The sequence below is a fragment of the Reyranella sp. genome, from assembly GCF_050185545.1.
GTDB lineage: Bacteria > Pseudomonadota > Alphaproteobacteria > Reyranellales > Reyranellaceae > Reyranella.
On sequence record NZ_JBFWZI010000224.1, the window covers coordinates 1 to 10,059 of the forward strand.

At 67.3% G+C, this 10,059-nt stretch carries 8 protein-coding genes and 1 pseudogene; 3 read left to right on the forward strand and 6 right to left on the reverse strand.

Going from position 1 to position 10,059, the window contains the following annotated elements:
- Nucleotide 1: 1 nt before the first annotated feature.
- Complete coding sequence (locus AB7O82_RS33590; RefSeq protein WP_428551251.1) at nt 2-865, reverse strand: aspartate/glutamate racemase family protein; 864 nt, start codon at nt 863-865, stop codon at nt 2-4.
- An 82-nt stretch (nt 866-947) separates the two neighbouring features.
- On the opposite strand from AB7O82_RS33590, the gene AB7O82_RS33595 reads away from it, so the two are divergent.
- A complete protein-coding gene (locus tag AB7O82_RS33595) occupies nt 948-2,195 on the forward strand; it encodes a Zn-dependent hydrolase (protein ID WP_428621338.1) in 1,248 nt (415 codons plus the stop codon).
- Nucleotides 2,196-2,229: 34 nt separating this feature from the next.
- Here the strand turns inward: AB7O82_RS33595 and AB7O82_RS33600 are convergent, their stop codons facing one another.
- The 5 genes and pseudogenes from AB7O82_RS33600 to AB7O82_RS33620 form a co-directional block, all read right to left on the reverse strand.
- Nucleotides 2,230-2,646 carry a hypothetical protein gene (locus tag AB7O82_RS33600; RefSeq protein ID WP_428621339.1) on the reverse strand — a complete coding sequence of 139 codons (417 nt, stop codon included), beginning with the start codon at nt 2,644-2,646 and terminating at the stop codon, nt 2,230-2,232.
- Between the two features lie 86 nt (nt 2,647-2,732).
- Nucleotides 2,733-3,137, reverse strand: a pseudogene (locus AB7O82_RS33605) (redoxin domain-containing protein); the annotation flags it as partial.
- 12 nt (nt 3,138-3,149) lie between these two features.
- A complete protein-coding gene (locus AB7O82_RS33610; RefSeq protein WP_428621341.1) occupies nt 3,150-3,446 on the reverse strand; it encodes a hypothetical protein in 297 nt (98 codons plus the stop codon).
- Between the two features lie 83 nt (nt 3,447-3,529).
- Nucleotides 3,530-4,600: a mandelate racemase/muconate lactonizing enzyme family protein gene (locus tag AB7O82_RS33615; protein ID WP_428551241.1), complete on the reverse strand. Its 1,071-nt coding sequence runs from the start codon at nt 4,598-4,600 to the stop codon at nt 3,530-3,532.
- Between the two features lie 94 nt (nt 4,601-4,694).
- Nucleotides 4,695-6,251: a phospholipase D family protein gene (locus AB7O82_RS33620; protein ID WP_428621343.1), complete on the reverse strand. Its 1,557-nt coding sequence runs from the start codon at nt 6,249-6,251 to the stop codon at nt 4,695-4,697.
- A 260-nt stretch (nt 6,252-6,511) separates the two neighbouring features.
- Between AB7O82_RS33620 and AB7O82_RS33625 the strand changes: the two genes are divergently transcribed.
- Together AB7O82_RS33625 and ggt are read left to right on the forward strand one after the other, a co-directional pair.
- A complete protein-coding gene (locus tag AB7O82_RS33625) occupies nt 6,512-7,555 on the forward strand; it encodes an OmpA family protein (RefSeq protein WP_428551236.1) in 1,044 nt (347 codons plus the stop codon).
- Nucleotides 7,556-7,652: 97 nt separating this feature from the next.
- Entirely contained in the window at nt 7,653-9,332 is a 1,680-nt protein-coding gene (gene ggt / locus AB7O82_RS33630) for a gamma-glutamyltransferase (protein WP_428551253.1), read from the forward strand.
- Nucleotides 9,333-10,059 lie beyond the last annotated feature (727 nt).

Genomic DNA, 10,059 nt, shown 5'->3' on the forward strand with positions numbered 1-10,059 from the left:
CCTAAAACACCTTCTTCCGCCGCCATTTTGCCGGATGCTCGGGCGGGTAGGCGAGGCCGCTGGCGTCGACGCCGAGATCGACCAGGCCCTTGGCGACCGCTATGGCGCAGCGGAAGCCTTCCAGTACCGGCACGTCCCAACCGATCTCGCGCAGGCGCTTCTGCAGGAAAGGCTGCAGCCAGTAGGCAGCCGAGCAGCCGAGCACGATCACCTCGGCGCCGTCCTCCTCGATGGCGGCGATCGATTCCTGCACCGCTGCGTCCAGCATGTCGGACGAGCCGCACTGCAGGGTGCGGTCGCGCTCGGCCTGGATCGGCCGATCGTTGGCGTGGCTGGGGCTGGGCAGCGGAAAGTTGACATTGCGGATCGAGGCGCAGCGCTCGGTCATCCGGTACTGCAGCACCAGGTGATACATCTGCATGTTGTGCGTCTCGGCGATGTCGACGATGCTGAACTTGTTACCGAGCAGGCCCGCCATGTGCATCTGTGAATGCGCGCATGCCGAGACCGGCATGCGATGCTGATGGCAGATCTCGCGCGCCTCCAGGTATCCCGGATCGCCGCCGCCCAGCAGCACGATGGCGTTGTACTTGCCGCTCTGGCAGGCCTCGCGCACCAGCGGCAGGCGGTTGTTGCCGACCGACATGAACGCTTCCTTGGTCGTCACCGGGAAGTTGCCGTGCGTGGTCGGCGCGCCCGGGTGGAGATCCCACTCGATTTCCTCCAGGAACGGCTTCACGTCCTGGTAATTGTAAAGCTGCGTCTCCTTGGGCCCGGTGAAGGAGCGCATCTGGAAGTCGTTGCCGGGTGCCAGGCTGAAGGCGTTGATCAGCAGGAAGCGGTACTTGGGCGTCGGCGCGGTCACGATGGGATCCCCTTTCCTCGCGGCTGGCATGCTTGCTGGTAGAATGGCACGACGCCGCCCGAGCGGCGCAAGAAAAAGGAGCATGCCCGTGGCCACCAATGTGCTGGAAATCAATGCCGAGCGGCTGTGGGACAGTCTCGAGCGCTCCGCCGAGATCGGCCGCTTTCGCGATGTCGGCCTGCGCCGCCTCGCTCTTTCATCCGAGGACAAGGAGATGCGCGACCTGTTCGTCGGCTGGGTGCGCGAGGCCGGCTGCACGGTCGAGGTCGACCGCCTGGGCAACATCTTCGCCCGCCGCGCCGGCAGTGATCCGTCGCTGCCGCCGGTGGCGATCGGCAGCCATCTCGACACGCAGATCTGCGGCGGCCGCTACGACGGCATCCTGGGCGTGCTGTGCGGCCTGGAAGTCGTGCGCACGCTGAACGATCGCGGCCTGGCCACCAAGCGCGGCATCGAGGTGATCTGCTGGACCAACGAGGAGGGCGCGCGCTTCAGCCCGCCGATGATGGGCTCGATGGCCTTCGCCAAGGTATTGCCGCTCGAGACCGTGCTGTCGACCACCGACGACTCCGGTGTCACGGTGAGCCAGGCGCTGGATGCGATCGGCTATGCCGGCCCGGCGCCGCTCGGCCAGCGCGCCTTCGATGCCTATCTCGAGCTGCATATCGAGCAGGCGCCGGTGCTCGACCGCGATGGCTGCGACATCGGTATCGTGGTTGGCGGCTACAAGACCCAGGCGCTGCGGCTGACCATCAGCGGCGACACCGGGCATGCCGGCGGCACGCCGATGGCGATGCGCCGCAATGCCCTGGTCGGCGCCGGCTACGTCATCGCCGCGGTAAACGACATCGGCCTCGCCTATGCGGTCGACGAAGGCCGCACCACGACGACGCGCATCGAAAGTTTCCCCAACCTGCCCGGTACCTATGCCGAGCAGGTCAGGCTCACGATCGATTTCCGCCACATCGATGCGGCGCGCTTCGAGGCGATGCGGCGCGACGTCGATGCCGCGATCGCCGCAGCGGCGAAGAAGGCCAATGTCGACATCGATGTCGCCGAAGGCTGGAGCTGGGGTACCGAGCTGTTCGCGCCAGAGTGCATCGAGCTCCTGAAGTCGACCGCCCGCGAGCTCGGCCTGCCCTATCGCGAGATGCGCAGCCAGGCTGGCCACGATGCCTATGCCGTGGCGACGATGGCGCCGACGGCGATGATCTTCACGCCCTGCCATCAGGGCATCAGCCACAACGTCAACGAGGCGATCGAGCTCGCGCGCTCGGTGCCGGGCGCCAACCTCCTGCTGAACGCCACCGTCGCCCGCGCCAACCGGTAGCGCATCCGCCTGGCAGCGGAGCTGCTCTCTCAGCTCAGCGCATCGGCGCCAGCGTTTCGGCGCCTGCCGCCCGGCTGGCGGCATGGACCCAGGTGCCCTCGAGGACGCCGTCCGGGCGGGCGCGGTAGACAACCAGGTACTCGCCCGCGAAGACGGCGTTGTGGTCGCCGCGCAAGGTGTCGCCGATGAACACGGCGAGGACGTCATCCTCGGCCAAGCCCCTGCCGACGTAGGTATGGCGTGTGTCGGCGTTATAGCAGGAGACGTCATAGCCCTGCTCTGCGGCTCTTATCCGGCACGTCCCGGCATAGGCGCTGTCATGTGCCCCGAAGCCCTTGCCGGTCATCCGGTAGTCACCGGAATAGTCTCGCCCCGAAGCATCGGTTCCGCTCGCCGAAGCCGGGTTGGCCAACGCGATGATGCCGACTGCCAGGGTCGCGATCCGACTCATGTTCGCCTCTCCGCTGCTTCACCGGCGGCACGATAGCGCGTGAGCCTCCTCACGCACCCTTCACGATCGGTTGCTTCACCGCGACGTTACGCGGCGCGCGACCTTGCGACGATCTCGCGCAGCGCCGCAAGCGTCGATTCCGGCTCGGGACGATGCGTGTAGTCGGGATCGGCTTGCACCAGGCGCACGATGCCGCCGCGGTCGATCACGAAGCGCGATGGAACGGGCAAGCGCCACGACGGATCGCCGTTGCGGATCGCGAGATCGATGCCGAAGCCGAGATAGACTGCCCTGAGATCCTCGGGCAGGGTAAAGGCGAGGCCGAACGCTTCGGCGATCTCGCAGTTCCGGTCCCACAGGATCGGGAAAGTGAGCTTCTGCTTGGCGGCCATGTCCGCCGTGCGTTCCGGCAGCTCGGGCGAGATCACGATCAGCGAGCAACCGAGGCTCTTGATGTCGACGTAGACTGTCTGCAGAGCGTCCAGCTCATGCCGGCAATAGGGTCACCATGACCCTCGGAAGAACGAGACGACCAATGGTCCGGCAGCGAAAAGCTCGGCCGACAAGACGTGGCGCCCGTCGTGATTGGCCAGCGCGAAGGCCGGCGCCGGCTTGCCGACCGCCACAATCCGGTCGAGGATTCCGGACTTTCGGAGATCGTCCGTCGCCCGATGCATGATCGCCTGCCGATCCGGTGGGATGCGTCCGGCGCTCGCGGCGCGGGTTGCCGCCAGTTTTTCCTCCAGTGACATTGCCTGCTCCTTTGGCCGAGGTCCTCGCGAGTCGTCGGCGAGCTTCATGTGCATCGCCATAAGAGCAGAATTCTGGATCGATCGGTACAAAATAGTGACACGCCATTGCGGGCAGGGAGCGAAAGGCAGCGTCACAACGAGATGGCGTGGCGATCCAGGTAGTCGGGGTCGGGATCGAAGCCCAGGCCTGGCGCGGTCGGTACGGCAAGGTCGGGTTGCCAGCGCGTCAGGCCGTTGCCGTACATGTCCATGTGCGGTTCGGCCTCGACCACCGCGTAGCAGGTGGGCTGCTTCATCGTGGCGAGGAAGTGCAGCGTCGCCAGGCCGGCTGGGCCGATGAAGGGTGAATGCGGCGCGACCGACACGCCGAGGGGCTCGATCAGCGCGAGCGCCCGTCGCTTCTCGGTGACGCCGCCGATCATGCAGACGTCGGGCTGCAGCACGCCCACGGCCGGCGCCCGGCCGTACACCGCCATCTGCTCGGCCGATCCGAGATCGGCACCGAGCCCGATCGTCACCTGCGGCAGTGCCGGGGAGTCGAGCCAGGTTTCCGGTGGCCAGGCAGGGTCCTCGAGGAACAACAGGTCGAGCGCCTGCCAGCGCGCGAGGTTCGCCTGAACGTCGGACGGCGAGTGCATATGGTTGCAGTCGGCGACGAACGGCATTGCAGGCCCGATCACCTTGCGGGCCCCTTCGATGATGTCGAGGTCGAACTCGTGCACTTTCACCGCGGCGACGTTGCCGGCCAGCGCGCGCTCGATTCGCGCCGCGACCGTGCGCGCGTCGTTGTAGCGGTCGAGGCTCGCCATCACAGGGACGCGGTCGCGCCTGGCGCCGCCCAGCAAGGCCGAGAGAGGTTGTCCGGCCTCCTTTCCCGCGATGTCCCAGAGCGCCGTGTCGACCGCAGCCAGGGCATTGAGGACGGTTCCCGAGCGCCCGAAGGCGGTGAGACGCAAGCGCACGTCGCGATTCAGACGCTCGCGATCCGCCGCCGGCTTGCCGAGATAGAGCGGCGCGATCGCGTCGCGGATCGTCGCCATGAGGCTGCGTTGCAGCGCCGGCCGAAGGCACAGGCACTCGCCGTAGCCGACTGTGCCCGAGCGCGTGGTCACCCGGCACAACACCAGGTAGAGCGCATCGGCGCCGTCCGGTCGCTGGAAGGGAAGTTTGAGGGCAATGGGGTCGATGCGGTCGACGATCATGACGCTCCCGATGGTGCAGCCGATTCGGGGGGAGCATAGTGCAGCGACAGCAGTCGCCAAAGACAGGGTGGCCGCCAGGCGATGCAAAATCGGTTCACAACTGCGACTGGACGGGCAGCAGGCCGACCAGTCGTGCGAGCAGCAATCGGTAGAAGCCGACCTCGGGCTCGCGATCGAAGGTGACCTCGCGGCCGCGCACCTCGCCGCGCCAGCGCAGGCTCCTGTCCTCTCCGGCGAACAGGCGATAGCTCGCCTGTGGCCCGGTATCGCGCAGGAACACCGCCATTAGCTCGGCGACCAGGCCCGGGTCCTCGAACACCACGCCCATTTCGGTGTTCAGCGCGGCCGAACGGGGGTCGAAGTTGAAGGAGCCGACGAAGCCCACGCGACCGTCGACGCTGAAGGCCTTGGTGTGAAGGCTGGCGCCGCTCGAGCCCAGCGGCGAGCGGCCGGATCGCCGGGCGCGCGGCTGCAGCTCGAACAGCTTGACGCCAGCCTGGAGCAACGGCAGTCGGCAGGGGGCATAGGCGCCGTGAACGACCGCGACATCGGTGGCGGCGAGCGAGTTGGTGAGGATCGCGACATCGACGCCGCGGGCGGCGAGCTCGACGAGGGCGGCCCTGCCGTCCTCGCTCGGGACAAAGTACGGCGAGATGATCTGCACCGATCCCCGGGCATTGCGGATCAGCGGATAGAGCGTCGTCGTGAGCCACCGGATGCCACCCTCTCCGCGCGCCTTCTGCGGCGGATCGGACACGACGGTCGCCTGGTCGGTCCAATGGATCGACTCGCCGTCGCCCAGCATCGCCTCGAACGACAGCCGCTCGCGCACCCCTTCGAGGAATGGTGCAGCGCTCGGGCTGCCGACCAGCCGGGCAGTCTGGCGTCGCAGGCGGCGCAGGCTGCGCCGCCGTCGCATGGCCAGGGCGCGGATCGGCAGCGTCGCGGCGCTGTTCCAGAACGAATCGAAGATGCGCTCCGACTGCCCGACCACGTCGCCCATCAGCAGGAGATCGAGATCGTGGAAGTTGGCGGACTTGGCGGCATCGAAGTACTCGTCACCGATATTGCGGCCGCCGACGATTGCCAACCGGCCGTCGGCGATCCATGCCTTGTTGTGCATGCGGCGCGTGGCACGGAAGGCCCGCAGCATCAGCTCGAGTGTGCGCACGATGGCGCCCTCGCGCATGCGGCCGGGATTGAACAACCTGAGCTCGACGTTGCGATGGGCATCGAGCGCCAGGAAAACGCGGTCGCTGCCACGCGTATTGATGTCGTCGATCAGGATGCGCACGCGCACGCCGCGGTCGGCGGCGGCGATGATCTCGTGCGCCAGCAGGCGGCCGGTCAGGTCGCGTCGCCAGATGTAGGACATCACGTCGAGACTGCGCCGGGCATCGCGCGCCGTGAGCGCGCGAATGGCGAAGGCGTCGAAATTGTCCGCCACCATGGCGAGACCATTGCGGGCGACGCCTCTTGACATGAGGGCGCCGACCGCGCGGTCGAGCACCGTGTCCGACGGCGCGACCGGCAGGGCAAAGGAGGGCTTGGCGCGGGATCGCTTGAGGAAACGATCGTGCGAGTACACCGCCACGAAGGACAGCGCGACGAACAGGACGATGATGCCGCAGATGAGCAGAATGACGTCCATGTCCGCCTGTTCGTTCGACCTCCCGGGCCATTGTGAGACTAGCCGAACCCGGGCATCAAGGCGACGCCCGCCGCCGTGGGGCGGTAACGCGTGGCTCGGCGATGCCGATCGTGGACACAACTCATTTCCTCCCCCGATTACGTCCGATTACGGGGGAGGGATCGAGTCGATGAGAAGTGCGCGCAATACAGTGACGCTTTTCTTTGCCGGAGGTTGCGCGCACGATCACGGCAGCGCCGCTCATGTCCTGGAGGGTTTTGATGTTCCCGGTCGAAAACGTGCCCGGTCTTCGCTCCGCAACCCGCCTCTGCCTGGCCGGCCTGATCGCCCTCTGTGCCGTGGTGCTGTCGGCCGGCGCGCGGGCGCAGCCGGAGGTGCCCGGCGGACGCGACTTTCCCCTGATCAAGCGCTACGAGGGCTCCCGCCTGGTCGGCTACGAGACCAAGGCGTTCACCTCCTTCAAGCTGCTGCTCGGCAAGCTGAAGCTCGGCGACAACGGCCAGGCGGCGGTCGATGCCGGCCGCACGATCGAGGGCAAGCACACCAGGCTTCTGTACCTGGCGCCGCCGCAGCGCAGTTCGCTGGAAGTGTTCCGCAACTACGAGGCCGACCTCGCCGCCAAGGGCTTCACCGTGCTGTTCAAGTGCTCGGGCGAGGACGAATGTGAATCGTTCGGCACCGAGATCTATCGCGTGCTCTATCCGCCGACCGGCGCGCTGCAGAACAACGAGCTGTCCAAGGTCGCCTTCAACGTGCCGGCCGAGCCGCGCTATCTCGCCGCCACCCTGGCGCGGCCGGAGGGCGACGTCTTCGTGTCGCTCTATGTCGCGGTCGAGCGTGGCGACGCCTTTCCGCAGACCAAGGACCGCGCCGCCGTCCTGCTCGACGTCGTCGAGACCAGGCCCATGGACTCGAAGATGGTGACGGTCGACGCCACCGCCATGGCCAAGGACATCGCAGCGACCGGCAAGGTGGCGCTCTACGGCCTCTACTTCGATACCGACAAGGCCGAGCTCAAGGCCGAATCGGCGCCGTCGCTCGCCGAGATCGCCAAGCTGCTCAAGGGCCAGCCCGGCCTGAAGGTCTTCATCGTCGGCCACACCGACAATGTCGGCGGGTACGACTACAACATGGGACTCTCGCAGCGCCGCGCGAAATCGGTCGTCGACCGGCTGGTGCAGCAACACGGCATCGTCGCCGACCGCCTGAAGCCGGTGGGCGCCGGCCTGATCGCCCCGGTGGCCAGCAACGACGACGAATCCGGTCGCGCCAAGAACCGCCGGGTCGAGATCGTCAAGGAATAGCAGCCCCGCATTGCGCACTGAGCCGCCCCGATGGCGTTGGCACGGCCAAGATGCCAAGGTCGGCGCTGACCAACCAGTGGGGGAGAGCGGCGTGGGCATGGGCAATTGGCGCGAGCGCGCCGGCACGCATTTCACCTGCGAGAAGCAGTCGGCGCAGGGGCGCAACGGCATGGTGGTGACCAACCATCCGCTGGCGTCGGCCGCCGGCATGGAGATGCTGGCCGCCGGCGGCAACGCCATCGATGCGGCCGTCGCCTGCCAGTTCGCCCTGACCGTGGTCGAGCCGATGATGGTCGGCCTGATCGGTGGTACGACCTCGCACATCCGGCTGGCCGATGGCAGCCACACCATCCTCGACGGCATGAGCGCGGTCCCTTCGGCCGGTCGTCCCGACATGTTCCGCCCGGTGCCCGGCGCAGCGCCGGAGGTGTTCGACACGATCGGCCGGGAGAACCAGGTCGGTCCCAAGGCGGTCGCCGCACCCGGATCGTTGCGCACCTGGTGCCTGGCGCTCCGCCGCTTCGGCACGATGCCGCTCGCCGACGTGATGCAGCCGGCGATCCGCTTCGCCCTGCGGGGCTTCACCGTGACGCCTTACCTCTCGGAGTGCATCGACAGCGCCGCGCCGGACCTCGCCAGGGACAAGCTCGCGGCGGCACGGCTTCTGCCTGGCGGCGCGCCAATCAAGCCCGGCGCACGGCTGATCCAGGCCGACTACGGCGAGGCGCTCAGCCTGATCGCCAAGCAGGGCGAGGGTGCGCTGCATGGCGGGCCACTCGGCGATCGCGTGGTCGAGTGCATGGAGAAGGCCGGCGGCTACGTCTCGCGCCGCGACCTCGTCGACTATCGCGTGGTCGAGCGCGCGCCGATCCGCGGCCACTATCGCGGCTGGGAAATCCTCGGCCCGCCGCCGCCGGCGGCGTCCGGCGTGCACATCGCCCAGATGCTGAACATCCTGGAGGGCTTCGACGTCGCCGGTCTGGGATTCGGCACGGCGGATGGCGTCCATCTCCTGGCCGAGGTGCTGAAAATCGCGTTCGCCGACCGCGCCGAGGCAAGCGGCGATCCGGACTTCGTGCGCGTGCCGGTCGAGCGCATCACCTCCAAGGCTTATGCCGACGAGCGCCGCGCCAACCTCGACCTCGCTCGCGCCCGGCAGTGGACCGGCGGCCTGCTCGCCCGGGAGGGCGCCGACACCACGCACCTCACCGTCGCCGACGGCGAGGGCAACGTCATCACGACGACCCAGACCATCAACAGCCTGTTCGGCGCACGCTTCATCATTCCCGGCACCGGCATGGTGCCCAACGACTACATGTCGAACTTCGATCCGCGGCCGGGCAACGCGCTGTCGATTGCACCGGGCAAGCGGGTCACCACCTCGATGTCGCCGGTAATGGCGCTCCGCAACGGCCGCGTGGTCTATGCCTTGGGCCTGCCGGGCGGCCGCAAGATCTTTCCCTCGGCCTTGCAGGCCCTGCTGAACTTGGTCGACCACGGCATGACCCTGCAGGAGGCGGTCGAGGCGCCGCGCGTATGGACCGAAGGGCCGGTGCTCGAGATCGAGCACGGCATCGCTGAGCCGGTGCGCGCTGCCGTCGCCGCGCGCGGCCACAAGGTGCAGGTGGTGCCGACCGTGGCTGGCGGCATGAACGCCATCCAGTTCCACGACGACGGCAGCATGACCGGCGCCGCCTGCTGGCGCGCCGACGGCGGGGCCGTTGCCCTTGGCGGCGGGCATGCACGGCCGGGCGTGCGGTTCGTGCTCCCGCACTGATCGGGAATTATTGCGCGATTTTGCCCTTTTAATTGGGCAATCTTTCCCATAATTGCGCAATGGGATGTTTTGCGCAATTAAGGTGCGCCCTTGGTCAAGACAATCAACGAGCAAGGCTTGGAGGAAATCGAAGAGGCAGTCCGCCGTCATGGCCCCGACGGCCTGACCGCTTCGCAGATCGCTGCAGCTTCGGACTCGCCGGTCCCGCCCCGGGCTTTGCAGTATCGACTCAAGCATCTCATCGATCACAAGCGCCTGTTCAGTGAGGGGGTGCGCCGCGGAGCGCGCTATGCCTTGCCTCGTATCGCCGAGGCGGTGGGCACCGCAGTCGCCACCAGTCGATCGGGGGCCATAAGTGAAGCGATCGTGCTGCCGCTCTCCAGGCACGCGTCCGCCATCCAGAATTGCGTTCGTGCGCCCGTCGCGGCCCGCAAGCCTGTCGGATACGACCGGGACTTCCTGGATTCCTATCGTCCTAATGACAGCTTCTACCTGACGATGCAGGAACGAATTCGTCTAGCGCGTATCGCGCCTGGCCGCGAACATCCCGCTCATCAAGCGCAATCTGGCGCCGCTATCGTTCGAAGGCATGCCGCGCGATTCCTACACGCATGCCATGCTGGGTGTTTACGAGCTGAAGCGCACCGAGATGCTGCGCGATCTGTTCATCTGGGCCTACCAACGGTCGGCAGCGCGCTATGCCGCCGTTCGCCAATCGCTCGGTGAA

Excerpts from the sequence above, each read along its gene's own strand:
- AB7O82_RS33595 (WP_428621338.1), top strand. The coding sequence starts at position 948 with ATGCCCGTGGCCACCAATGTGCTGGAAATCAATGCCGAGCGGCTGTGG.
- AB7O82_RS33600 (WP_428621339.1), bottom strand. The coding sequence starts at position 2,646 with ATGAGTCGGATCGCGACCCTGGCAGTCGGCATCATCGCGTTGGCCAAC.
- AB7O82_RS33610 (WP_428621341.1), bottom strand. The coding sequence starts at position 3,446 with ATGAAGCTCGCCGACGACTCGCGAGGACCTCGGCCAAAGGAGCAGGCA.
- AB7O82_RS33615 (WP_428551241.1), bottom strand. The coding sequence starts at position 4,600 with ATGATCGTCGACCGCATCGACCCCATTGCCCTCAAACTTCCCTTCCAG.
- AB7O82_RS33620 (WP_428621343.1), bottom strand. The coding sequence starts at position 6,251 with ATGGACGTCATTCTGCTCATCTGCGGCATCATCGTCCTGTTCGTCGCG.
- AB7O82_RS33625 (WP_428551236.1), top strand. The coding sequence starts at position 6,512 with ATGTTCCCGGTCGAAAACGTGCCCGGTCTTCGCTCCGCAACCCGCCTC.
- ggt (WP_428551253.1), top strand. The coding sequence starts at position 7,653 with ATGGGCAATTGGCGCGAGCGCGCCGGCACGCATTTCACCTGCGAGAAG.